At 71.7% G+C, this 24,606-nt stretch carries 20 protein-coding genes and 1 pseudogene; 7 read left to right on the top strand and 14 right to left on the bottom strand.

The window, feature by feature from the left end:
* Positions 1–23 precede the first annotated feature (23 nt).
* From WH85_RS22945 to WH85_RS22930, 4 genes are all read right to left on the bottom strand, one after another.
* Positions 24–2,015: a hypothetical protein gene (locus WH85_RS22945; protein ID WP_045744011.1), complete on the bottom strand. Its 1,992-nt coding sequence runs from the start codon at positions 2,013–2,015 to the stop codon at positions 24–26.
* Positions 2,012–3,148, bottom strand: a complete 1,137-nt coding sequence (locus WH85_RS22940) for a 5'-methylthioadenosine/S-adenosylhomocysteine nucleosidase family protein (RefSeq protein ID WP_045744010.1) — start codon at positions 3,146–3,148, stop codon at positions 2,012–2,014. Before WH85_RS22940 ends, WH85_RS22945 begins: the two co-directional genes overlap by 4 nt.
* Positions 3,145–3,879: an NUDIX hydrolase gene (locus WH85_RS22935; RefSeq protein WP_045744009.1), complete on the bottom strand. Its 735-nt coding sequence runs from the start codon at positions 3,877–3,879 to the stop codon at positions 3,145–3,147. The genes WH85_RS22940 and WH85_RS22935 overlap by 4 nt, the downstream gene beginning before the upstream one ends.
* Positions 3,880–3,953: 74 nt before the next feature.
* Complete coding sequence (locus tag WH85_RS22930) at positions 3,954–4,304, bottom strand: nucleotide pyrophosphohydrolase (protein ID WP_045744008.1); 351 nt, start codon at positions 4,302–4,304, stop codon at positions 3,954–3,956.
* Between the two features lie 88 nt (positions 4,305–4,392).
* On the opposite strand from WH85_RS22930, the gene WH85_RS22925 reads away from it, so the two are divergent.
* Positions 4,393–4,983: a hypothetical protein gene (locus WH85_RS22925; protein ID WP_157411179.1), complete on the top strand. Its 591-nt coding sequence runs from the start codon at positions 4,393–4,395 to the stop codon at positions 4,981–4,983.
* Positions 4,984–4,987: 4 nt separating this feature from the next.
* Here WH85_RS22925 and WH85_RS47295 read toward each other — a convergent pair whose 3' ends face one another.
* Genes WH85_RS47295 through WH85_RS47275 form a run of 7 tightly spaced genes read right to left on the bottom strand, consistent with a single transcriptional unit; the run spans position 4,988 to position 11,802 of the window.
* The gene (locus WH85_RS47295; RefSeq protein ID WP_052720708.1) at positions 4,988–5,761 is read right to left on the bottom strand and encodes a hypothetical protein; all 774 of its coding nucleotides are present in this window, start codon (positions 5,759–5,761) and stop codon (positions 4,988–4,990) included.
* The gene (locus WH85_RS53765) at positions 5,758–7,014 is read right to left on the bottom strand and encodes a WXG100 family type VII secretion target (RefSeq protein ID WP_052720706.1); all 1,257 of its coding nucleotides are present in this window, start codon (positions 7,012–7,014) and stop codon (positions 5,758–5,760) included. The genes WH85_RS47295 and WH85_RS53765 overlap by 4 nt, the downstream gene beginning before the upstream one ends.
* A 32-nt stretch (positions 7,015–7,046) precedes the next feature.
* The gene (locus WH85_RS22910) at positions 7,047–7,883 is read right to left on the bottom strand and encodes a hypothetical protein (protein WP_045744006.1); all 837 of its coding nucleotides are present in this window, start codon (positions 7,881–7,883) and stop codon (positions 7,047–7,049) included.
* The gene (locus WH85_RS47285) at positions 7,880–9,145 is read right to left on the bottom strand and encodes a WXG100 family type VII secretion target (RefSeq protein ID WP_157411178.1); all 1,266 of its coding nucleotides are present in this window, start codon (positions 9,143–9,145) and stop codon (positions 7,880–7,882) included. Before WH85_RS47285 ends, WH85_RS22910 begins: the two co-directional genes overlap by 4 nt.
* A gap of 32 nt (positions 9,146–9,177) precedes the next feature.
* Positions 9,178–9,960 carry a hypothetical protein gene (locus WH85_RS47280; RefSeq protein WP_052720704.1) on the bottom strand — a complete coding sequence of 261 codons (783 nt, stop codon included), beginning with the start codon at positions 9,958–9,960 and terminating at the stop codon, positions 9,178–9,180.
* Positions 9,957–10,679, bottom strand: coding sequence for a beta/alpha barrel domain-containing protein (locus WH85_RS22890; RefSeq protein ID WP_157411177.1), 723 nt, complete (start codon positions 10,677–10,679; stop codon positions 9,957–9,959). Before WH85_RS22890 ends, WH85_RS47280 begins: the two co-directional genes overlap by 4 nt.
* Entirely contained in the window at positions 10,669–11,802 is a 1,134-nt protein-coding gene (locus WH85_RS47275; RefSeq protein ID WP_052720703.1) for a hypothetical protein, read from the bottom strand. Before WH85_RS47275 ends, WH85_RS22890 begins: the two co-directional genes overlap by 11 nt.
* A gap of 134 nt (positions 11,803–11,936) precedes the next feature.
* On the opposite strand from WH85_RS47275, the gene WH85_RS22880 reads away from it, so the two are divergent.
* From WH85_RS22880 to WH85_RS54175, 6 genes and pseudogenes are all read left to right on the top strand, one after another.
* The gene (locus tag WH85_RS22880; RefSeq protein ID WP_045744004.1) at positions 11,937–13,502 is read left to right on the top strand and encodes a DUF2397 domain-containing protein; all 1,566 of its coding nucleotides are present in this window, start codon (positions 11,937–11,939) and stop codon (positions 13,500–13,502) included.
* Positions 13,499–14,653 (top strand): TIGR02678 family protein, encoded by a 1,155-nt coding sequence (locus WH85_RS22875; RefSeq protein WP_045744003.1) that lies wholly within the window; start codon positions 13,499–13,501, stop codon positions 14,651–14,653. The genes WH85_RS22880 and WH85_RS22875 overlap by 4 nt, the downstream gene beginning before the upstream one ends.
* Entirely contained in the window at positions 14,650–18,945 is a 4,296-nt protein-coding gene (locus WH85_RS22870) for an SbcC/MukB-like Walker B domain-containing protein (RefSeq protein WP_245674056.1), read from the top strand. Before WH85_RS22875 ends, WH85_RS22870 begins: the two co-directional genes overlap by 4 nt.
* A 47-nt stretch (positions 18,946–18,992) precedes the next feature.
* The gene (locus tag WH85_RS22865) at positions 18,993–19,727 is read left to right on the top strand and encodes a hemerythrin domain-containing protein (RefSeq protein ID WP_052720702.1); all 735 of its coding nucleotides are present in this window, start codon (positions 18,993–18,995) and stop codon (positions 19,725–19,727) included.
* A 96-nt stretch (positions 19,728–19,823) separates the two neighbouring features.
* Positions 19,824–21,656 carry an AfsR/SARP family transcriptional regulator gene (locus WH85_RS22860; RefSeq protein WP_052720701.1) on the top strand — a complete coding sequence of 611 codons (1,833 nt, stop codon included), beginning with the start codon at positions 19,824–19,826 and terminating at the stop codon, positions 21,654–21,656.
* A gap of 56 nt (positions 21,657–21,712) precedes the next feature.
* Positions 21,713–22,456, top strand: a pseudogene (locus WH85_RS54175) (AfsR/SARP family transcriptional regulator); the annotation flags it as partial.
* Between the two features lie 15 nt (positions 22,457–22,471).
* Here the strand turns inward: WH85_RS54175 and WH85_RS53085 are convergent.
* The 3 genes from WH85_RS53085 to WH85_RS22840 form a co-directional block, all read right to left on the bottom strand.
* Positions 22,472–22,684 (bottom strand): hypothetical protein, encoded by a 213-nt coding sequence (locus WH85_RS53085; protein WP_045744000.1) that lies wholly within the window; start codon positions 22,682–22,684, stop codon positions 22,472–22,474.
* A gap of 80 nt (positions 22,685–22,764) precedes the next feature.
* Positions 22,765–23,895 (bottom strand): hypothetical protein, encoded by a 1,131-nt coding sequence (locus WH85_RS53080; RefSeq protein ID WP_245674055.1) that lies wholly within the window; start codon positions 23,893–23,895, stop codon positions 22,765–22,767.
* A 9-nt stretch (positions 23,896–23,904) separates the two neighbouring features.
* Positions 23,905–24,582, bottom strand: coding sequence for a vWA domain-containing protein (locus tag WH85_RS22840; protein WP_052720700.1), 678 nt, complete (start codon positions 24,580–24,582; stop codon positions 23,905–23,907).
* Positions 24,583–24,606 lie beyond the last annotated feature (24 nt).

Below are 24,606 nucleotides of genomic sequence, written 5' to 3'. Positions count from 1 at the left end.
GCGCGTCACCCGATCGAGGTACTTCAGTTGATGAGACGGCGGACAGCCTCCGAGAGTCCGGTCATCCGCTCGCCGTTCTGGGCCCGCCGGCGGTTGATCCAGCTCTTGCCCTCCGCGGCAATGCCCTCCATCACCTCCAGCGTCCGGCGCAGCCCCGACGCGTCCAGCAGGACGCGGGAGAATGTCAGGTCGTCCTCACCCGCGGCGGTGTCCGCGACAGCGGGTTCCGTCACCTGGACCTGGATCGGCGCACCGTTGAAGAGGGTCAGCTCGAAGGTCTGCCGCCGGGCGGGTGCGCCGTCGATGCGGACCGCGGCGACCGTTTCGAAGCGGTAGTTCAGGCGTTCGGTGCGCTGCGAGGTCGCCTTCTCGAAGTCCAGATCGATGTTGACCTGACGGACGCCGTCCTCGGTCAGAAGGAAGAGCAGCATGCGGTAGCGCGAGTAACGCCAGGGGCCACGGTGGATCCGGCCGCGTTTCGCTGAGGGACCGGGCGCCTCGATGAACGCGTGGGTGATGACCTGGCTGGGATCGAGTTGGTAGTGCCGCATGGTCTCCTCGACGAGAACCCGGCGGTCGCAGTCCAGCCATTCGGCCATCTCGGCGTCGCTGGGGCGCCGGGAGAGTTTCCGCACCCAGCGCTCGTAGGCCGCCTGCCGGGTCTGCAACTGCTCGGCCTTCTCGGCCTTCTCGGCACGGGCTCGTTCCCGCTCTGCGACGATCCGGAAGACGCCGATCGTGGTGACGATGCCGGCGGCCACGGCGCCCAGGATCCCGAGCACCGCGGCGAACGGTGCGGCGCGGATCCCTGCCGGTGCGATCACCGGCAGGGAGGCGGCGAGCGCGACCAGGCCGGCGACGCAGATCGCCCGGTCGGCCACCGAGGTGCGCAGCCGCATCCGGTAGTCGGTGATCGCACCGCTCTGCCAGCGCCGGCTCGTGTCACCGACGAGGTGGCGGATCAGCCACGCGATCTGATCGGCGTTGATCCGCTGTTCGCGATAGATCTCCACCACCTCGTCCCGGAGGCCCTGCCGGATACCAGCCGAGTACTGCACCCAGAGCGACCGGTCGAGGCCGTCCGGTACGTACCTCGCGAAGTACCTGTCGAAGAGCCGGTCGACGCGCCGGGCGAAACCGTCGGGTGGCGCCGTCCCGTCGTCGTGCGGGCGGACGGCGAACTCCGCGTCCCGTGCCCGGATCAACTGGTTCCGGGAGTACCACCGGGTTCCGTACCTCGTGAACACGGCCAGGCCGGCCAGCGCGGCGAGATAGGCCAGGACCGGTACGACCTTGCCGTGCCGCAGCAGGAGCCATCCGATCGTCCCCGCCGTGTACAACAGCGTCACCCCGCCGCCGACGACCCGCAGCCAGTCGACGGGGGAGACCACGAACGGCCGGGCCGGGCGGACCCGGGCCGCAGCGGGTTGCGGCTGGAAGTAGATCCAGACCCTTTCCCCGCGGTCGTCGCTCATCCGTCCCGCCACGGCCTGCTCGAGCGAGAGCCGCCACATGGCGTCCTCGAGAGGGCCTTCCCGGAGTACTCCCAGGTGCTCCAGGACCAGGTCCCGCTGGGGCCGGGGCAACTCTTCGACGCGCTTGACGGCGAGATCCTGATCGGTGTGGTTCGGCGCGTCGAGCAGGGTGAGGACCGCGCGCAACCCGGTGCTCCAGGCGTCCTGGTCGCGGAACTGGTCGATGTGCTGGCAGATCGCCGTCAACCGTGCCAGCTCGCCGACGTCCAGATGCCGGAGGGTGCGGCCGCTCAGCAGGGCGAGAATGCGATAGAAGTGCACCTCCGCGGTCAGCCCGTACCCGCGGGCCACGGCTTCCTCGATGAGCGCCCGCGCCTCCTCCGGGGCCCGGGCGTCGAGATAACGGACGCCGATCCGGAAGAGTTCGTCAGGAGAGGCTCCGGGCGGGACGACATAGTCGCCGTCGAGGTGGAGGACCCCGATCTGTACGGCGACGTGCGAGTCGCCGTCGGCGACATTGGTGACGACCGGGCCGTTCACGACAGGCTTCCCACCATCGCGATGACGGCCGACACGCCCGCGGCGAGGTCCGCCGTGTCGCCCACGAGACCACTCAGCTTCTTGAACGCGACGAGGACCCGATCCCGCGTTCCCGGCAGATCGTCGAGGTCGTCACCCGCGGCGGTCAGCTCCTCCACCGCGGCGGCATAACTCGTGTCGTCCAGAAGCCCGTTGCGATGGGCGTCCGTCAGGTCGTTGTACAGAGCGGCGACGGCCTTGGCCAGCTCGGTGGGGCCGGAGGGGACGTCGCCGGTGCTCAGGTTGCCGTTGAGCTGACCGATCTGTGTCCCGACCCGGGCGTTCCCGGTCGCGATGTTGCGGAACGTGGCTGTCGGTTCCATGCGATGTCCTCCGGTCTTCGAGCGGTGACGAGGTCCGAGTTCCGTGGCGAGTTCCTCGGCCATCGCCATGGCGAACGCCGCGGCGTGGCGGGCCGCGCGTGGCTGCCAGCTCTCCCCGTCGGTCGTGGACTTGCTGCCGTCGGCCCGGTCGCTGATACCGCGAACGACGACGATGGGTAGCGCGTGGTTGAGGTGTCCGGCCTGAGTGACTCCGGCTGCCTCCATCTCGATGGCCAGCGCGTCGTTGTAGTGCTCGCGGACCCACCGGGCATGGTCGGAGATCCGGCTGTCCTGGACCACCTCGCCGGCGGCGATCGGCGCGAAATGGACGGTGGGCCGGGGCGCCTGTGACCACTGGCCGGTCCGGATCAGATGCTGTGCGATCTGACCCGCCTGATGGGAGATCTCCCAGGCTTTGGGCCGGGCCTTCAATCCGTCGTCCTCGGCGGTGCCGCCGTGATAGGCGTACACCTGGGAGGCGACGACCACATCGCCGAGCTCGACCCCCGGCCACAGGGAACCGGCCACCCCGGTGAAGATCACCGCGGTGGGGGAGAACTCGGTGATGGCCCGCTCGGCGATGACGGCGGCCGGATGGTTCCCCTTGCCGACCAGGCCGAGCGCCACCTTGCAGCCGCGTTCGCCGACGGTGCCCGTCTCGAAACGTGTTCCCGCGGGATGCCAGTGCACCCGTGGGGTGCGGACAAGCCGCCGGGCAGCCTCGTACTCCACGTTCAGCGCGGTGAGCACGACGATCGGATCAGCGGTCATGCCGGTGTCCTCGCCATGTCGGCAGGCCTCGGTGGCCTGGTCATCGGGGGGTGCAGGACCGTGTGCGGTCCGGCACGGAACAGTCGTGCGGGCCGTCCGTTCTCCGTCTTGCGGGTGGGACCGGCCGGCACGATGAAACCGTCGACGCTCTGAACCTTGCGATAGAAGTTGCGGGGATCGAGGGTCACGTCCCACACCGCCTCGTAGACCTGTTGCAGCTCGGTGATGGTGAACTCCGGTGAGCAGAAGGCCGTGGCGAGAGCCGAGCTCTCCAGTTTCGAGCGGGCCCGCTCGATGCCGTCCACGATGATCTGCCGATGGTCGAAGGCCAGCCGGGTGTGATCGGCCAGTGCCACGTCGGTCGGTGTCCACCAGGCGTTCGCGGCGTCGGTCCCGGCGACCGGCTCCGGCAGGCGAGGTGCGATCGCCAGGTAGGCCACCGAGACGACCCGTCCCCGCGGGTCCCGCCCCGGGGTGCCGTAGACGCTCAGCTGTTCGAGGTGGAGCCCGGCGGCGTCGAGGCCGGCCTCCTCGGCGAGTTCTCGTTCGGCGGCGGAGGGGATGTCCTCCGTGACGTCGCTGAGGAAGCCTCCGGGCAGTGCCAGGGCGCCGCGGTGGGGGTCGATGCCGCGTTCGACGAGCAGCACCTGGAGCCGGGAGTCGCGAAGAGTGAGGATGACCAGGTCGACGGCCAGAAGGACGGTGGGTGGAGTCCAGATATCGGCGCCCATGAGTGCAATCTAGCCTTCCTGTCAGACTGACAGGAAGTGGTTTCACCGAAAAATATCGACGATCCTGGTTGTGGTCACGGGGCCGGCGGAGAGATCTTCGCGGCTGACCCGCGGGCGGCCTCGACGGTGTAGCGCCGGGCGGAGTCGGCCAGCTTGTCCCGGGCGGCTTCCGCCAGGTCGATGCCGAGGACGTCGGCGAGGCGTACCAGATAGATGGTGACGTCTCCGATCTCGGCCCGGACCCGAGGTCCCAGCTCCGGATCCCGCATCACTGCCTCGGACTGCTCAGGCGTCAGCCACTGCAGCTCGGCCAGGAGTTCGCCCACCTCGCCGGCCAAGGCCATGGCCAGATTCTTCGGGGTGTGGAACTGCTGCCAATCGCGTTCCTCGGCGAAGGCGCGCACCGCGGCGGTCAGCTCGAACATCGTTTCCACGCTCCTGATCATCAGCCGGGTTGATCACGTGAGTCGACCCCCGGTTCGTTTCATGTCCGCCGGACGGGAGACTGGGCGCATGACTTTGCGACTGCGACCGGACCCGGGGACCGTATCCGTCTGGAGGGCCTTCTGGGAGCTGGCCGAAGGCCGCCTCATCAACGACGCCCTCAAGACCGACCGGGCGATGGGGACACTGGCACCCTTCATGGCGGAACACCCGGCCGGCCTGATCGTCGCGGCCACCGACGCGGTGGCCGACACGGTCGTCGAATGGGCCGACGAACTCGGCAAGAACCCGGCCTGCATCGCCGAGACGGCGTTCAACATGCTGCACAGCCAGCTGCAGCCACCGGAACGCCTGGTCCTGCTGGCCGCCAGCCAGACCCTGCTCGCCCAGGACCCGACCGGCGAGGCCGGCAGCCCGCACCAGGTGTGTCACCCGTGGCCGGCCGACGCCGCGGTCACCTCGCTGGCCACCGTCGGCGGCGGCGAGGTGCTCCGGCAGGCGCTGACCGCGGCGTCCCAGACACACGGCATGGAGCAGCAGCCGGTGCCGGCCCTGATCAACGCGGTGCCGGGCGTCCTGACGAACATCCTCTGGGGCCGCAGCAAGGCCGACCCGGACCGGATGCGCGACCTCATCGACATCAAGCTCGCGATGGCCTGACCTTTCACGACCAGGGCAGCGGATCGGGTACGCGACGCCGCCACCACCGTTGCTCGCCGGCAGAGTCGGCGAGTTCGCTGGTGGCGGCGCGGTATACCTGGTCGATGCGGTCGAGGGCCGGGGCGAACCGGTCGGGTAATGCGGCCAGTTGGTCGCGGACGGCCAGGTCGTCGTCGAAATAGTCACGCGGGTACCAGCCGTCCGGTGGCCATCCGGTGGTCATCCGGGCGACGAATGCCTCCCAGCCGCCGAGGGCGCTCACCAGGGCCGGCAGGAGTTCCCCGGTCCCGCGAAGCTCGTCGGTGATCGGCGTCGGCATCCGGTGAAAGCGGATGACCTCCGGCTGCGCCGCGACCGGGATCGGCGGGAGCCCACTCACGGGCTTCGCCACCGCTTCGATGACCACCCGCGTCTCGTCAGCCTCGAAGTACTCCTCGACGGTGGCCCGGGTACGGGAACCGTCCGGCTCGATCAGCCAGTAGGAGCCGGGCGGGAGCGGCTGTGACTGGACCAGCACGTGCAGGCCGGCTTCGGCGGCCAGCCGGGTGGCGACCTCGAGTTCGGGCGGTTCCTGATCGCGGAGGTAGATGTCGAGCGTCGCGGTCACGTTGCCGGGCACCAGGTGATAGGTGCACAGAACGGGCGCCTCCCAGCGGCGGTCGACGACGCCGTCGGGCTGGACGTCGACGTCGGCCTCGGCGACCGCGGCGATCACGGCGAGGGCCGCCCGCAGCCGGGCCACATCGAACTCGCCGGCGATCAGCAGGTCGTAGGTCATGGCGCGTGGGTCCCGTCGTAGATGGACAACGCCTTGGCGATCACTTCAGGGTGCTCCCGGAAACGCGGATTGCGGTCGAATTCCGGGACATCCTCCACCCTGCCGCCGGCTTTCGCGAGGGCGGTCAGAGCCGCGTACTCGTTGCGGTCCAGGAGCACCAGGCCGGGGCCGGTGCCCGGGAACACCGTCCCGGTGGACTTCACGCCATAGGTCCGGCCGTTGATCTCGTAGCGGCTCATCTCCTGGTTCCACGAGGCTTCACCTGCCGCTATGCCTCGGATGTCGTTGTTGACGGCGTCTTCGTACCCCCGAAGGATCATGGTGTTGTCCTCCTTGACGCGACCGTGCCGCACACCGGCGAGCGTGTGGCGAGGATGCGGGGCGGTCAGCGACAGACCACGCGCGGGACCGGCAAGGTCGTCGCGGGCCGGCCAGGGTGGTCCTTCAGATCTATGAGGTGGCGTGCCCTTGGACGGTGGTTCGGTGGGGTTGGAGCGGGACAGTCTGTCGCTGCGCATGCGGAGCAGGTCGAGGATCTTCTCGAGGCCGTTGATCCTGCTGGTGAGGTTGCGGAGGCTGGCGAGCAGGGCTCGGACGTGGCGCTGGATCTTGTTGGCCCAGGTGGAGACCAACGAGGCGACCTGGCTGGCGACCAGGGGTGTGGCGGTGCCGAGACTGATGCCTTCGGCGGCGGCCCACTGTGGCAGGCGGATGGCGAGTGTGGCGATGAACTGGGCGATCAGGTCGCGGACGAGTCCGCGGACCAGGCTGACGATCAGGCCTGCGCCTTCGACGGCTGAGGAGATGCCTCCGCTGGCGACGGAGATTCCGGCCAGGACGGTGAGGTTTTCGGTGGCGTGGGCTCGGTAGGCGTCTGCGGAGGCGCCGTGCCAGTCGGCGGTGTCGGTGGCCAGCCGATCGGCGTACCGCTGGCGGGTCTCGTCGGTGGCGGTGGCGATGTTGGCCCAAGTGGCGGCGTGCGCGGCGACCTCGTCGGGATCACCCGCCAACTGGTCGAGGGCATCCTGCAGGGGTCGGACGTGTTCGATCAGCCAGGCCACGCCCCACGCGCCGAGGGTGCCGAGCGGGTCGACGGCCAGGGACAGGCCGTCCAGTGAGGTGCCGAGGATGCCGAGGCCGCCGTCAACCCAGCTCTGGTTACGGATGCCCTCGGTGAGTTGTTGGGCGTCCGCGACCAGCCCCAGGCCGGTTGTCCCGGTAGTGGAGTCCTGAGCGGCAGCGACGAGCCCCATGCGGTGGTGTACCGGGACAGGGCGGCCCCGGTTCACCGAGCGGCGTCACCAGGCCAGGGCACCGGATCGGGTACGCGACGCCGCCACCACCGTGGATCCTCCGGCGAGTCCGCAACCTCGCTGGTGGATGCCCAGTACACGTCATCGATGCGGGCCAGCGCGGCGGCGACCCGGTCTCGGACGTCGCCGGGCAGGGAGGCCATGCTGGTGGCCACTTCATCGCGCGCCCAGAGATCGTCCTCGAAGTAGTCGCGCGGATACCAGCCGTCCGGCGGCCACCCGGCGGTCATCCGCGCCACCATCGACTCCCACCCGCCGAGGCTGCTCAGCAGGTGTCGCAGATTCTCGGCCTGTTCGGGGTGAGCGTCGGCGAGCGATGTTCTCAGCTCCTCGGTCACGGGAAGCGGAAGCTGGTGTTCTCGGATCACCTCGGGTTGACGCTTGACGTCGACGGTCGGGAGTGCCGCGACAGGGCCGGCGACGGCATCGATGACGAGGTGGGGCAGATCGCCCTCGTCCATCTCGTAGACACGGGCTCTGGTCCGCCGGCCATGCGGTTCCACCAGCCAGTAGGCGCTGGGTGGGAAGGGCTGGGACGCGTAGAGGACGAGAACGCCCAGCGCCCCGGCGAGGTGGGCGGCGGCTGTGCTGACCTCGGGCCCTGTTCCCCGGATGTAGATGTCGAGCGACAACGTGACATCACCGTGGACCGGCTTGTACGCGCACAGGACCGCGGCCTCCCAGTTCGTCGTTTCGGAGTCCTCGGGGCTGACGTCCACCTCGGTCTCCGGAACGGAGAACAGTTCGGCGAGTGCGGCACGCAGGTCATCGGGATCGGTCTCGCCGACGGTCAGGAGGTCATAGTTCATGGCGAGTAGGTCCCGTCGTAGATGGACTTCGCTTTGGCGATCACTGCGGGGTTTTCGAGGAACCGCGGATTCTGCCGGAACGCGTCCACCGCGGCCACGTCGCCGTCGGCCTTGGCTATCTCCCGGAGGGCCGCATACTCGTTGCGGTCGAGCGGGGCGATGCCGGGTCCGGAATCGGGGAAGACCGTTCCGCTGTTCTCGACGCAGTACAGCCGACCGTTGATCTCATAGCGCCCGTTCCCCTTCAGGGTGGCCCGCCCCGCGGCGATCTGGCTGATGTCGTCGAGGACGGCCTGTTCGTAACCGCGCAGGATCATGCTGTTCTTCGGCCTGATAATGCCATGTTTGACCCCGGAGAGCGTGTGCCGGCTGTTCGGAGGCTTGAGCACCTTTCCCCGAGCATTTCCGGGGATGTCGTCCCGTGCACGCCACGGAGGGCCGGACGGCGGTATCGGAAGTCCCGGAGTTGCGTCGCCGCCGCCAGAACCTCCGGTGGGGTCGGAACGTGCGCTGCGGTCGGCGCGCATGCGGAGGAGATCAAGGACCTCCTCGAGGCCGTGGATCCTGCTGGTGAGGTTGCGGAGGCTGGCGAGCAGGGCTCGGATGTGGCGCTGGATCTTGTTGGCCCAGGTGGAGACCAGAGAGGCGACCTGGCTGGCTATCAGGGGTGTGGCGGTGCCGAGGCTGATGCCTTCGACGGCGGCCCACTGTGGCAGGCGGATGGCGAGTGTGGCGATGAATTGGGCGATCAGGTCTCGGACAAGTCCCCGGACCAGCCCGACGATCAGTCCGGCGCCTTCGACGGCTGAGGAGATGCCTCCGGTGGCGACGGAGATTCCGGTCAGGACGGACAGGTTTTCGGTGGCGTGGGCTCGGTAGGCGTCGGCGGAGGCGCCGTGCCAGTCGGCGGTGTCGGTGGTCAGCTGGTCGGCGTACCGCTGGCGGGTCTCCTCGACGGCGGCGGAGATGTTGGCCCAGGTGGCGGCGTGTGCGGCGACCTCGTCGGGGTTACCGGCCAGCTGGTCGAGGGCGTCCTGCAGCGGGCGTACGTGTTCGATCAGCCAGGCGACACCCCACGCGCCTAGAGTTCCGAGCGGATCGACGGCCAGGGACAGCCCGTCCAAGGTGGTGCCGAGAACGCCGAGGGTGCCGTCGACCCAGCTCTGGTTGCGGATTCCTTCGGTGAGTTGCTGGGCGTCCTCGACCAGCCCCAGACCGGTGATTCCGGTCGTGGAGTCTTGAGCGGTAGCAACGAGCCCCATGCGGTGGTGTACCGGGCCGGTGACGCCCCGGTTCACCGAGCGGCGTCACCAGGCCAGGGCAGCGGATCGGGTACGCGACGCCGCCACCACCGTGGTTCACCCGCGGAGTCGGGGAGTTCGCTGGTGGCGGCCCGGTATACCTGGTCGATCCGGTCGAGCGCCGGGGTGAACCGGTCGGGTAGCCCGGCCAGTTCGTCGCGGGCGGCCAGGTCATCCTCGAAGTAGTCGCGGGGATACCAGCCGTCCGGCGGCCACCCGGCGGTCATCCGCGCCACCATCGACTCCCAGCCGCCGAAGGCATAGCGCAGGGGTGGGACGAGATCGAGGTCGTCGGTGACGGGTGTCGGCATCCGATGTTCTTTGATCACTTCCGGTTGGGCCGCGACCCGGACATGGGGGAGGGTGGGCACCGGCTTCTCCACCGCGTCGATGGTGAGCTCCATGATGTCCAGGTCGGGGTCGTCGCCCTCGTAGACGCGGGCCCGGGTGCGGCTCCCGTCCGGCAGGACCAGCCAATCGGCGCTCGGCGGGAAACTCTGGGCATCGTAGAGGACTGGAACGTCGAGGGTCGCGGCCACCTTCGCCGCGACCTGCGCCTCGTCCGGCTCGGAGCGGCTGAAGTAGAGGTCCAGACACCAGGTCACGTCGCCCAGGACCGGTTCGTACGTGCAGAGGACCGCCGCCTCCCAGTAGCGGTCCACGACGTCGCCCGCCCGGACGTCCACCTCCGCCTCCGGAACTCCCGCAACGGCAGCCAGAGCCGTCCTGAGCTGCGCGAAGTTGATGGCGCCGATGACGTACAGGTAGATGCTCATCCGGTCGGGAGGAGGGCTCGGCGGGCTGCCGGGAGGACCTCGAGGGCGGCGTCGAGGGTGTGGAAGCGGACGTCGTCCCGGGTGGGGTTCCCGGCCAGGGTCAGGGAGAGCCCTTGCAGGGTGGACAGGCGTGTCGCGATCTCGGCGACGTTGCCCGGGGTGAGGTCGAGACCGGCCACGAGAGGACGTTCCCGGCCGAAGCCGACGAGATCCTCGAGCTGGAACTCCTCCGGGTACCGGGGGGACTCGGTGCGGAGGAAGTCCCACGACTTCTCGTACTCCGGCAGCACATCGACCTGGAACAGGGCCGCGCCGAGGTCGGGGGTGTCGTCGTGGCGTCCGAAGACCCAGCCGGGGTCGTCGTCGTGGGAGATCTCCAGACCGGCGTAGACGATCTCCAGGCCGGCTTCGCGGAGAGCGATGCGGACCGGGTACGGCGGAACGACGATCGTGATCGGCTGAACCATGTCCGCGCCGAGGAGCTGGGCGAGCCGTACGATCTCGTCCGGTTCGGTGTGGAGGTCCATCGCCGCGACGAGGCGGCTGTCGTGGAGAACCTGGCGGATCTCGGCGGCCTGCTGAACGCTGACGGTGCGATCGTCGTCGAATCTCGGGTCGGCGCTCAGGTCGACGCCGACGATGTCCACGCCGAGGTCCTCGAGCGCTGCGGCCTCCTCGGCGGACCGCACCCGGTCGACTTTGAGGATCCTATTCGTCATAGCGCACCGCCTGTCCCCGCAACCCTTCGGCGCCTCGGAAGTGCCGGTCGATCACCCAGATCTTGCCCGCCGTACTCGTGGATATCTTCCAGTACGGCGACCCGGCAGGCGAGTGCCGGCCGCCGCCGGGGTGCACCTCGATGTTCGTGACCACCGGGTGGCCTTCGACGCGGACCTGGACCGCCAGCCCGGAGGTGCCTTTCCGGAGGGAACGTTCGGGGAACGCGGTGTATCCGGCCGCGGTGAACTGGTCGGCGATCTCCTCGGCGGACCGGCCGACCACGGACCGGGGATTGCTGACGATGTTCGCCACGAACACCTCGGCGCTGTCCTTGTCGACGCGGCGCGGGCCTGAGCCACCGTCGTCGTCGGGTGGCCTGGTGGGATCTCGGCGAGCCATGTCACCGCTGCGCATGTGGAGCAGGTCGAGGATCTTCTCGAGGCCGTTGATCTTGTTGGTGAGGTTGCGGAGGCTGGCGAGGAGGGCTCGGATGTGGCGCTGGATCTTTTTGGCCCAGGTGGAGACGAGGGTGGCGACCTGGCTGGCGATCAGGGGTGTGGCGGTGCCGAGGCTGATGCCTTCGACGGCGGCCCACTGTGGCAGGCGGATGGCCAGTGTGGCGATGAACTGGGCGATCAGGTCTCGGACAAGGCCCCGGACGAGGCCGACAATCAGCCCGGCGCCTTCGACGGCGGAGGAGATACCTCCAGCGGCGACGGAGATTCCGGCCAGGACGGACAGGTTTTCGGTGGCGTGGGCTCGGTAGGCGTCGGCGGAGGCGCCGTGCCAGTCGGCGGTGTCGGTGGTCAATCGGTCGGCGTACTGCCGGCGGGTCTCCTCGACGGCGGCGGAGACGTTCGCCCAGACAGCGGCCTGCGCGGCGACCGCCGCCGAGTCGCCGGCCAGCCAGTCCAGAGCCTCCTGCAGCGGGCGTACGTGTTCGAGAAGCCACGCCACACCCCACGCGCCCAGCGTTCCGAGCGGGTCGACAGCCAGTGACAGCGTGTCCAGGGACGCGCCGACCGTTCCCAGCGTCACGTCCACCCAGCTCTGGTCGCGGATGCCCGCGGTGATCTGCTGGGCATCCTCCACCAGGCCCAGGCCGGTGGCATCGAACGTCATGTCTCGATGTACCTGCGACCGCCGGGCCGGGTTCAGCGCGTGGGCTTTGCCACGCGGCGCGGCCGGTGTCGGCTGATTGTCGGACCGTCCTCCTATGCTGCTTACCGAGCGTGACGCCGACAGCGGAGAGGGGCGTGGGGGTGCAGGCGAACGGTGTGGAGCCCGACGAGGAGGACGAGCGGGGGCCCGACCTGTGGCAGCCGGCTGGGCTTCCCGGCGGGTTGTTGCAGGCCAGCTACCTGACGAGCCGGTTTGCGGCGCAGTATCGGCTGATCGTCGACGTGTTACTGGCCGAGCAGGAGCACACCCTCACCGGCGTTGCCGCGACCGATCTGCCGGATCTGCTGCGTCGGCGGCTGCGGGCGTTGAAGGTGGATGTCCGGCTGCTCGATGACCCTGCGTTCAAGCTGAAGGAGCGGATGGCGCGGCTCGAGCGCTGGGGTGTGGTCTACCGGTTCCAGGACAAGGCTGTCCGGGATGCCGAGTTCGTCCTGGATCGTGACCGCTATCAGCTGACCGAGACGGTCGCCGAGTTGCACCGGGCGATCACCTCGCTCGGGGACGATACGGCTGCCGCGGCCGCGGCGACGCTCGCTCCGGGGATTCTCACCGCCAACCTCACCCTGTTGTACGAGTGTGCCGAAACCGACCCGTCCGGCGCGGCTGCGGCCTGGTCCGTGATCGCCACGACGCACCAGTCCATGGTGCGGGCCGCGGCCGGCTGGCAGGCCCGCCTGGCCGGGGCGCTGGCCGGGGCGCCCACCCCGGAGAAGGTCGCCACCGTGCAGGAGACGCTGCGCCGTTACGTGGACATGTGGGGCGCCGGCATCGACACCCACTCCGAGGCGATCACCGGGGCGGCGGCCCGGCTGGCCACCCTGCCCGCCTCGTCGTGGCGGCGGATCGCCGTGCACACGCTGGGCGCGAACGCCGATGAACCCGCCATCGACGCGCTGGTCGCCACGCACGTGCACACGCTGGACACGCTGCGCCGCTGGTTCGACGGTCCGGACTGTCAGGCGCGGCGGCTGCGCCGGCAGATGCGGGACACGATCGGTCCGCTGCTGCGCGGGCAGCGCACCCTGGCGGCGGTCGGCGGTCACGTGTCGCGGCGCGCCGAACTGGTCGATCTGGCGACCCGTCTCGAATCGGCGGCGGACGACGACGGCGCCTGGCGGCTGTGGTGTTCGGCGACCGGGCTGTTCTCCGCCCGGCACCTGCCCGGTGCGGGCAATCCGCCGGCCGGGAACGCGGGCGCGGTGTCGTTCTGGGACGCGGATCCGGTTCCGGTCGAGGCCCGCCTGCGGAAGCAGGGCCCGAAGGCGGCCGGTGGCAGCGCGGCCCGCATCACCGACCGGACGGGGGCGAAACGGGCGGCTCGCGAGCGGGCGGCCCGGGCTGCGGCGCAGACGGCGACGACCGAGCAGGCGGTGCTGGCCCGGTCCGGGCAGCGCCTGTCGCAGTGGCGTGAGCTGACCGCGGCCGAGCTGCAGATGCTGCTGGTCCTGTTGGGCACGGTCGCCTCGGCCCGCCCGGACCGGGCCGGCCGCCGGACGGCGACCACCGGTGACGCCCGCTGGCGGCTGCGGTCCGAACCGCCGTTGGACGGGGCGCCGGCCGCGGTCGTGCACACCCCGGACGGGCGGCTCGTGCACCCGGACATCGTGCTGCACATCAGCCCTCTGGAGGCGATCGCGTGACCACCTCCGCCGCCGCCCGGGAAGCCCAGCAGGCGTTCCTCGGCCTGCTCGCCCAGCCGCTCGTGACGCCCACGACGAACCGGCTCCTGCACCGCCACGTGATGCGGCACCAGCGGCAGATCGCCGATCACGCCCGGCGGGCCGGATACCGGCTCCAGCGTGTCGGCCGTGCCGTACGCATGATCAGGGTGCCCATCGCCGGAAGCGTGATCGCCCCGCCCCGGCCGGCCACCGCGCCCGGCCGGCGTCTGCTCTCCCTGGTCTGCTGTCTGGCGGCGTGCTGCGAGGAGGTCTCCGGCACGGTCACGCTGCAACGGCTGTCGGACATGGTGCGGGATCTGACGTCCGCGCCCGGTGTCACGGTCGGCGCCTACGACCCGGAGCAGAAACCGCAGCGGCGGCTGCTGCGTGACGCCGCCGCGCTGCTGGCCGGGTGGGGCGTGCTGCGGCGGCGCACCAACGACGAGAAGATGATGTACGACTGGACCGAGGACGGCGCCGGACCGGGCGCGGGCTACGAGGTCGACCGGGACGCGCTGCTGTTGATGACGAGCCCGGATGTGCTGGCCGCGGCCTTGCACCCGCCGGATTCGGACACCGAGCCGGACGGCCGCACCGTGCACCACCTGCGTGCTCTGCTGGAGACGCCGGCCGTGGTCTACGCCGACCTCGACGACGCCGAGGCCGACGCGCTGCGCAAGGGCCGCGGTCTGCGCTCCGCCGACCTGGCGCAGATGACCGGCGGCACGGTCGAGGCCCGCGCCGAGGGGCTGGTGCTGGTGCTCCCCGACGATCCAGATCATCCGCCGACGGTGGCCGACTGGCCGCGGGCCCGCGCCGCCGACTGGGTGGCGCTGCTGATGGCCGACCTGGCCGGCCGGCACGGCGACCGCACCCCGGGCGGCGCGGTGCGACTCACCGGCGCGCAGGTCGACGAGGTCGTGGAGGACCTCGCGAGCTGGCGCGGCGACTACATGTCCAAGGATCAGCGGACCGTGCCCGGCACGATCCGCGCCGACGCGGAGACGATCCTGACCGAACTCGGCCTTCTGCGCGTGGGCGAGGACCGGTCGTGGACGTTGTCCCCGGTGGCGGGCCGGTACCGCGACCCGGACGTCACCCTCGTAGACACCACGGAACCGACCCGATGAGAGACCACGGAGCCGACCCGATGACCAGCGACCTGCCCGTGCCGGGCCCGGCCGCCACCGATGCCCAGCTGTCCGCCTGGCGGGACGCCGTCACCAGTGCCGGCCTGCCCGAACCGTCCCGTTCCCGCTGGCAGGTGCTGCGGGCCGGGGTGGTCGGTCTGTGGGAGTTCGACGTGGCGGAGTACTGGTTCGCCGACGGGCGCGCCCAGTTCGTCGGGCAGAACCAGTCCGGCAAGTCGACGCTGATGGCGCTGACCACGCTGCTCATGCTGGCCGGCAGCCTGGACCGCAAGTTCGTCGACACGTTCGGCCAGTCCGACAAGGAGTACCGCTACTACGTCGAGCCGGTCGCCGACGACCGGGACCGCCGGGACGCCTCGGTGTCGACGAACCGGGGCTGGGCCTGGGTGGAGTACGGCCGGGTCAGCCCGCTCGGCACCCCGGAATTCTTCACCACCCTGCTGTACGCGCAGACCAAACGCGGTGTCTCGCAGATGACCCGTGCCTGGGTGGTGTGCGAGGGCGCGGCCCGGGTCCGGGCCGGCCTGGACCTGGCGGTGGGGCAGTCGGTCACCGAGCCGAAGCTGCTCGAGGCGGTCGACGGGGTGACGATCTACCCCAAGGGTCAGGCGTACGCCGAGCGCCTCGCCCTCGACCTATTCGGTTTCGACGACACCGACCGGTTCGCCACGGTGATCGAGATGTTGAAGGTGCTGCGGACCCCGCACCTGGGCCAGAAGCTCGACCCGGCCTGGTTCACCTCGCAGATCCGGTCGGCGCTGCCGCCGATCGCCCGCAACGAGGTGACCGAGCTGGCCGACGGCTGGCAGGAGCTGGAGCAACTCGCCCGGGACCGGGACTCCGCCGACGAGGCCCGCAAGGCGATCGCCGTCTATCTGAGCAGGGCGTGGCGGCCGTGGGCGGATGCGGTGCTGCGCCTGCACGCGGACAGCCTGATCGCCGCGGACACCGGCGTCACCTCGGCCGGTGCCGCGGTCCGGGCCGCGCAGTCCCGGCTGGACGAGGCGCGGCGGCTGCTGGACCAGGAGGCGGCCGACACCCGGGCGCTGGAGCAGGCCCTGGAGCGGACCCGGACCGAACTGATGCAACTGTTGCGGTCGTCGGCGTACACCGGGGCGATGGAACGCGCGAGCGACGCCCAGCGGCTGCGGGCCGAGGCGAACGCCGCGAACGCCCGTGCCGCGAAGGCCGCCGCGCACCTGGCCCGGACCCGGGAGCAGCTCGTCCGGTCCCGTCTGGAGCAGGAGCGGGCCGCGGGGGAGCTGGACCGGATCGGCCAGGAGGTGGACACCGCGGCCGCCCACTCGGTCGAGACCGCGCTGACCGCCGGTCTCGGCGAGCAGGTTCCGGTGTGGGCGCAGGCCGGTGACGTCGACCGGTTCGACGCGGCCGTCACCACCCGTCGCGCCCAGGTCGGCACGCTGCGCAAACTCACCCGGGCTGCGGCGAAGGCGGCGGCGGCCTGGCAGACCCTCGACGACCTGGCGCAGCGGGCGCAGGAGCAGCTGGACGAGCGCACGTCGGCGGCCGCGGCCGCGGAGCAGGCCCTGGAGCAGGCGTCGCAGGCGCTCTCCGACGATCTGGAACGCTGGGCCGCCGGCCTGGGTGACCGGCGTCCACCGGTCGAGGACCGGTCCGCCTGGATCGGCGCGGTCGCCGAGCAGGCCGCCGCGATCCGGCCGCGGGCGGTGCTCAGCGCTCTGCTCGGCCGGGACTGGCTGGAGCCGGCCGCCGGGCCGCTGACCACCCGGGCGGCGGAGTTGCGCGCCGCGGCGAAGGTCGCCTCCCGGCAGGCCGTCGAGATCGACCGGGAGGCGGACGTCCTGGAGAGGGCCGGCGATCCGGTGCCGGCGTCGCCGTCCCGGTGGACCCGCCGGGAGCGTCCGGATTTCCCGTCCGCCGCCGGGGCGCCGCTGTGGCGGCTGGTCGACCCGGTCGAGGGTCTCGACCCGGTGATCCTCGACCATGTCGAGGCGGGACTGGCCGCCGCCGGGCTGTTGGATGCGTGGGTCACCGTCGACGGGCTGTGGTCGCTCGGCCGCGACGGAAGCGACGACGTTTTAACCCCTGATTACACGAAAAATCCTGACAAAAGCCTGGTTGCGTCGTTGGTGCCCGCCGAAGACGCCGGCGAACTCGCGCCGACCATCCGCCGCGTTCTCGCCACCATCGGCGTCGACGGGACCGGGGCGGTCAGCATCGCGCCGGACGGCCGGTGGCACACCCCGATCGCCGCCGGTCACGCCGCCCCCGCCCCGAACGGCGCCGAACTCATCGGCACCGCGGCCCGGGCCGCCGCCCGCCGTCGCCGGATCACCGAGCTCCGGGACCGGGCCGGCGCCGCCCGTACCGAGTCGGCCCGGCTGTCCGAGCAGGCCGACGCGGCGATCGACCAGGTCACCCGGCTGCGCGAGGCGTACGCCCACGCCCCCGCCGACGCCGACGTGATCACCGCGGCGGCCGCGCACCGGACCGCCCTGACCGAGCAGACCCGGGCCGCCGACACCTACCGCACCGCCCGGGTCCGGGAACGTGATGCCCGATCCCAGTCGGACACCGCCGCCGGTGACGTCACCCGGTACGCCACCGACAACACGCTGCCGACCGTCGACGACCATCTCGACACGCTCGCCGGGGCACTGGACGATGCGGCGGCCGCGACCAGCGGACTCCGTCTCGCCCTGCGGGGCCGGGCCGGGGCGACCGCCGCCGCCACCTCCGCCGCCGCCCGGGTGGCCGCCGAGGACGACCGGGTCCAGGACGCGGCCGGCGCCGCCGAGGAGGAGGCCCAGGCCGCCCAGTCCGCGGACACCGCCGCCGCCCTGGCCGAGCAGTCCGTGGACGCCGACACGCAGGAACTGTTCGCACACGCCCAGAACCTGGAGCGCAAGGTCGAGGAGTACGGGCCGTCCATCTCGGCCAGCAAACGCGAGGGCCTGGCCCGGTCCGAGGCCGCCGGCAAGGCCAACTCGGTGTGGCAGCAGCGCCGCGACGACCTCACCGCAGCCCTGGAACGCCGCGACAAGGCGGCGCTCGCCTGGTGGGTGCCGGTCGACGCGGGGCTGGCCGCAGCCCGCGACCTCACCGAACCGGAGCATCGCACCCTCGACGACGCCCTCGCCCACGCCCGGTCCGCGGCCGAGCGGCTGCGCGTGCCGAACTGGCCGGACCGCCTCGACGACAAGGCCAAACGTGCCGAGGCCGCGCTGTCGCGGATGCTCGGCGGAGCGCTCGTCGACCTCCGCTCGGTGCTGGAGACCTCCGGCGGCCGCTCGGTGCTCACCACCGACGCCGACGAGCAGCACCCGCTGCCCTCGGTCACCCTGATCGTGGACGCCTCCGGTGCCCAGCTGGACCCGGCCGGTGCGATCCGCCACCTGCAGTCCCTGGTCGAGGAGCTGTCCCGGACCCACGACGAGAAGCTGCACACGATGTACACCGAGCTGCTGTCGTCCACCTTCATCGACCACCTCGCGGACCGGATGAAGAAGGTCGTCAAACTGCTCGACGTCGTCAACGACGTGCTCCGCAAACACCCCACCGGCGCCAACCGGACCACGTTGCGGCTGCGTCGCGTACCCGCGGAGGGTCAAGGTCCCGGTTTCAAGATCTTGAAGGCGCTCCAGGAGGGCACCATCGAGTCGGACAGCGCCCAGCAGCAGATCCAGCTCTTCCTCGGCGAACGACTCCGCGAGGCACAGGACGCCGGCCTGGTCGGCACCGAGGACTGGACCGACCGCCTCGCCGAACTCCTCGACTACCGGGTCTGGTTCGACGTGGTGGCCCAGTACCGGGTCGGCGAGGGCGACGACGAGACCCGCTGGAAGGACCTGACCCGCAAGGTGCACGGCGTCGACTCCGGCGGCGGCAAGGTGGTGACGCTGCTGCAGCCGTTGCTCGCCACGCTGGTGGCGCTCTACTCCGAGTCCCCGGACGCGCCCCGCCCGCTCTGGCTCGACGAGGCCTTCGAGGGCGTGGACCCGGCGAACCGCGCCACCATGATGCGGATGCTGACCGATTTCGACCTGGACTTCCTGCTGGCCGGCCCGGCCCCGCTGGTGGCCGTCGCCCAGGTCCCGGCCGCCGCGGTCTGGGTGATCACCCGTGCCCCGGCCCCGGTCGCCGGCGTCGACCTGTCGCTGATGCTCTGGGCCGGCCAGACCCTGGAACAGGTGGCCGTCGGCGACTACGCCACCCACCTGCTGACCCCGCGCCGCGTCCCGGAGGACACCGGCCCGGACCTGTTCACCACGGTCGACACCGCCGGCTGACCAGGTCTGCAAGACGATTGCAGGAGGGGTGGCGCAGCCTCTCCGTCGTGCCTGCCGGGAACCGCCCGGCGGCGGAGGACGACGACGGAGAGAGCGCGATGGCGAGCACGGTCCGGATGGCCGACAGCAGCGACATGTACATGATCCACCGGCTGATCCGGCGGGAGTTCGCCGCGATCCCCGGGCTGGTCCGGGCTGTGCCGCCGGGCGATCGGCGGCGGACGGCGGAGCTGGCCGGCCACGTGACGATGATGACCACGCTGCTGCACCACCATCACACCGGCGAGGACGAGCTGGTCTGGCCCAAGCTGCTGGAACGCGGCCCGCAGGAGATCGCCCCGCTGGTCGCGACGATGGAACGCCAGCATCACGTGGTCGACCGGGCGCTGACCGAGGTCGCCGAACGGCTGGCCGCGTGGCAGCGGACGGCGGCCGTCGCCGAGGCCGGGGCGCTGGCGGCGGCGTTCGACGCGTTGCTGCCGCCGCTGCTGGAGCACCTGGACACCGAGGAGACGCATCTGCTCGCGTTGATCGACAAGTACCTGACCGAGAAGGAATGGGCGCAGGTGGCCCAGGCCGCCAGCGCGCGGACGCCGAAGAGCCAGGCGCCGGTCGGGTTCGGGATGGCGCTGTACGAGGCGAGCCCGGAACACCTCCGGGTGATCAAGGACGCGCTGCCGGGGCCGCTGTGGTTCGTGATGTCCCGGATCGGGCCGCGGGCGTACGCGAAGTACGCCACCCGCATCCACGGCACGCCGACCCCGGCGCGCAGCACGGTGTGATCGGCGCCTCTGACGGAATGCCGACCGGATTCGGGAAGCGGGCCGGAGTCGCGGCATCCTGGGGACGATCAATGTCGTCGCGACGAGGGACATGCCATGACCGCTGCCATTCTGATCCGCGCTCTCGGGCCCGTGCAGGTCTGGCGGGACGGTGAGCGGCAGGCGGTGGGATCCCCGCAGCAGCAGGCCGTGCTCGCCACGTTGTTGCTGCGCGGCGGGCATCCGGCCGGGCACGACGACCTGATCCACGCGGTCTGGGGCGACGATCCGCCGCGGGCCGCCATCAGCACCATCCGCACCTACGTCTACCGGCTCCGGCGGCTCTTCGACGGTTCGGTCGTCACGATCAGCAACGCGGGAGGTGGGTACGCGATGGACACCGGCGCCGCCGCCGTCGACGTCCACGACTTCCGGGCCGGGGTGACGGCGGCCGAGGAACGGGTCCGGGCCGGCGACGACCTGGCCGCCGCCGGACACCTGACCCGGGCCTTGCAGGCGTGGGCCGGCACCGCACTGGCGGGGGTGCCGGGCCGGTACGCCGACGGGCAGCGGGCCCGGCTGACCGAGATGCGGCTCGCCGCCGAGGAGCTCGCCTTCACGGTGGGGTTGCGCACCACCGGCGCCGGGCCGGCGGACCTGGCCCGGCTGGCGGGGCTGGTCGTCGAGCACCCGTTGAGGGAGGGCATCCGGTCGTTGCTGATGCTCGCCCTCTACCAGGGCGGCCGGCAGGCCGAGGCGCTCGAGGTCTTCCAGGAGGGCCGCCGGCTGCTCGCCGACGAACTGGGCCTGGAGCCCGGTCCGGCGCTGCAGGAGATGCAGCAGCGGATCCTGCGCGGCGATCCGGCCCTGCCGGTGCTGTCCGGCGAGGACCGGGCCGAGACCGCGACCCCCGTGGCCGGACCGGTCCGGCCGGCGCCCACCTATCTGCCCGCCGACCTGCCGGACTTCACCGGCCGCGACGCCGAGTTGGCGATGATCACCGGTGCGCTGACCGAGGAGGGCGCCACCGTCGCGCTCACCGGGCTCGCCGGGATCGGGCGCACCACCACCGCGGTACGCGCCGCGCACCTGCTGGCCGGGGAGTTCCGGGACGGGCGGCTCTACGCGAACCTGTCCGACGGCGCGGACATCGCCGAGTTGCTGCTGACGTGGCTGCGGCTGTTCGGCGTCGACGGGCCGTGGCCGACCACCGCGACCGGCCGTGCCACCCTGCTGCGGACCGCCGTCGCGGACCGGCGGCCGCTGATCGTGCTCGACGACGTGACCGATCCGGCCCAGGTGGCGCTGGTCCGCTCGGCCGTCCCGCGCGCCGCGGTCCTGATCACGAGCGCCCGGCGGTTCCCGAACGTGGCGGGCGCGACCTGGGTGATGCTCGGCGGGTTCAGCGAGGACGAGGCGCTGCTGCTGATGGAGCGGATCGCCGGGCCGCAGCCGATCCTCGACGACGTGGTGACCGCCCGATATCTCCTCGGTCTCTGCGACGGCTATCCGCTGGCGATCCGGGTGGGTGCCGAACGGGTGGCCCGCCGGCCGTACCTGCCGTTGCGGGCGTTCGCCGACGAGTTCGAGGCCGAGATGCACGACCCGCGCGCCGAGCAGCACGTCGAATGCGTGATCGCCGAGGCGGCGGTGCTGGCCGCCTACGAGCGGCTGCGCCCGCTGCCCGCCCGGCTGCTGCGGCTGCTGACCGTGATGCCGGAGTGCACGGCCGATCTGGCGGAGACGGCCGCTCTGCTCGGGGTCGGCACCCAGGGCGCGCTGAGCGCCGTCGACGTGCTGACCGACCTGCACCTGGTGACCGAGATGGGCGCGGACGGGCGGTACCGGCTGGAGAGCTTCATGGTCTGGGCGGTCGCCCGCCGCAAGCTGTACGAGCTGCACACCGAGGAGGAGATCACGTCCGTCGGCGCCGCGCTGGTGAGCCGCTGACATCGCGTTCACACCGCGTCGAGAAAACGTCGCAACCGGGGCGGTGTCATCGACGCATGCCCGACGCCCTGACCTTCCCGCCGGTGACCGTGAACGTGCTCGGGCCGGTGACCGCCACCGTCGGCGGCGCGCCGGCCGAGCTGGCCGGCCCTCTGCAGCGGGCCCTGCCGGCGATCCTGGTCGCCGCCCGGGGCGAGGTGGTCGGGACCGATGCGCTGCTGGACCGGTTGTGGCGGGGCCGGCCGCCGGCCCGGGCGGTCACCTCGCTGCACGCCTACGTGTCGCGGCTGCGGCGGGTGCTGGAACCGGACCGGGGACGCCGGGCGCCGGCGCGGGTGCTGGTCAGCGTCGCACACGGGTACGCGTTGCGCCTGCCGGTGGACGCGGTCGACGCCTGGCGGTTCGCGCGGGACGTGGCGGTCGCCCGTACGTCCGCGCCGGAGGCCGCCTGGCACACGCTCGCCGGAGCTCTGAGCGCGTGGCGGGGACCGGCGTTCGGCGAGTTCGCCGGCGAACAGTGGGCGGTCGCCGAGGCCGCCCGGCTGGACGGGCTCCGCGCGGATGCCGGTGAGCTGTTCGCCGGTGCCGCGTTGCGGACCGGCCGGACCGCCGAGGCGGTCAGCGCCGCGCAGAGGCTGACGGTGGAACAGCCTCTGCGCGAGGAGGGCTGGCGTCTGCTGGCGCTCGCCCTGTGGTCGGTGAACCGGCGTGCCGACGCCCTGGCGGCGTTGCGCCGGCACCGCCGGGTGTTCGCCGCCGAACTGGGCCTGGACCCGGGACCGGCGGTGTCCGCTCTGGAACGGGCGATGCTGAGCTCACCCGCCCAGGGTCACGATGGCCTGCCCCTGGGGCGGCCACACCCAGGAGGGGTACGCCCCCGGCGGCAGGACGTCGAGCTGCCACGGCACGTAATCGAGATCGACGGTGACGGAGACCGTTCTCGGCGGTCTGTCGTCGGCCTGCGCGGCACTCGGTGTGAGGATCAGCGCGACGGCCGGTGTGAGGGCCAGCAGCAGTGTCCTTTTCATGACAAGACCCCTTTTTCCTGGTGGGACGGTGGGATGCCTCGAAGGCTAGACCCGCCAGGTTTCCACCGGGCCGAAAAGAGTCACCGGCCCAGGTCGGCCAGCAGCGCCGCGGCCTGCGCCTCCAGCGGGGAACCCGGGCCGGCCACCCGCGCCACGATCCGCCGGATCTCGCGGGAGTCGTCCGGGTCGTCGCGCAGCTGCACCCGCAACGCCAGCGCGGTCGCCAGTTCGAGCAGGGTCCGCTGCTGCGACGGGCCGGGCGGCAGGACGTCCACGGCCCGGCGGATCAGCGTGATGCCCTCGTCCGAGCGGTCCGGTTCGCCCTGGTGCGCGCCCTGGCAGAGCAGCATCCCCAGCGCCGAGCACTCCCGCGCCCACACCCGGCTCCCGGCCGGCGCGGCCCGGACCGCGGCCCGTAGTTCCGCCTCGGTCGCCGTGTACAGCTGGTGCAGGCGCCGGGCGGTCCGCGGGGTGGCCGGGCCGCCGCGTCCGACGAGACGGGCGGCCTGGTACATCAGGTACTGCGCGCGGTGACTGTGCAGCCGGCTCCGGCCGCCGGGCAGCCGCTGATGCCGTTGCACCAGATCGTCGAGCACCCCGATCGCCTCGTGGTATCCGGTGTCGTCGCCGGACTGCTCGGCCCGCGCGCTCTGCGCCTGCACCAGCTGATCGGCGACGGTCAGCGCGAGCGCGGCGTCGACGGCAGGGTCGGCGATCGCATGCCGCAACGCGGGCAGCGCCGCGCCCGGCCCGGCGGTGGCGAGCAGCCGCCGGGCCCGGTCCAGCGATCCGACCGGGGTCGCCGGGGTCCGGTCCGGCGGTCGTCCCGGGTACGCGCGCCCCCGCACCACCGGCACCGGCCGCCCGGTGATCAGGTGCACGCCGGTGGCCCCGGCCCCGATCAGGGCCATCACGAGTGGTGTCGCGAGCGGCCCCGTCCCGTTCATCGCCAGCGCCGCCCCGGCCAGGACCGCCGGATGGACGGTCAGGCAGATGGTCAGCAGCCGCTGCCGGTCCCGCAGGCCGAGCCCCCGGAACCACGCGAGGCACACCAGCCGGTGCACGGTCAGCAGCAGGACCACGGTCACCAGCAGGGCCGCCAGAAGGCCGGGCATCGGACCGTACGACCAGGCGAGAGCAACCCCGACGACCAGCAGGATCAGCGGGAGCCGCCACGGCGGGAGCACCCCGCCGGCGGTGAGAACGCGCATGCCGGCCACTCAGATGGTGATCGCCGGCAGCGGCGTGAAGTGTGCGGCGGGCGTGTCCAGATACAACCCCTGCGCCTTGGCCGGGTCGGCGAGACTGGTCGACGTGGTGCGGATGCTGCCCAGGATCGCGTCCATGATCTCGCCGACCTGGGTGGCCGGGTCCTCGCCCTTGGCGGTGAACGCGAACCGGCTGGCGATCCGCTGCAATGACTCCGGGTGCGAGTCGCCGAACCCGAAACTCACCACCTCCGGCGCGAACTTCCAGCCGCCGTCCCGCAACTCCCGCAGCGGCCCGGTCCAGTCCTCCCCGGCCTGGTGCCTGCCGTCGCTCATGAAGAACACCACCGGCCGGTAGACCGGGGTGCCCTGGGGCAGCGCCGTCATGCCGGTCTCGATGGCCCGGCGCATGCCCCGGAACGCCGCCGCGAAGTCGGTGCCGCCCGCAGCGTTCAGCTCGGGCAGGTGCGCGTCGGCCAGGTCGCAGAGCGGGATCACCACCCGGGCCTCGTCGGAGAAGGTGGTCAGCCCGACCCGGGCGATCTCACCGACCAGCGGGTCGGTCCGCATCGCGGCGCGGATGCCGGGCAGCGCCCGGTTGACGGCCGCGATCGGGCCGCCGGTCATGGACGCGCTGACATCGACCAGCAGGAAGACGGGGAAGACGGTGGACAGCTCGGAGGAGGTCACGGGTTCTCCTTGGAATCGCCGACG

The sequence above is a fragment of the Actinoplanes rectilineatus genome (genome assembly GCF_000962825.1).
GTDB classification, from domain to species: domain Bacteria; phylum Actinomycetota; class Actinomycetes; order Mycobacteriales; family Micromonosporaceae; genus Actinoplanes; species Actinoplanes rectilineatus.
The sequence above is the reverse complement of the archived record's forward strand: the minus strand, read 5'-3'. Positions and strand labels throughout refer to the sequence as shown.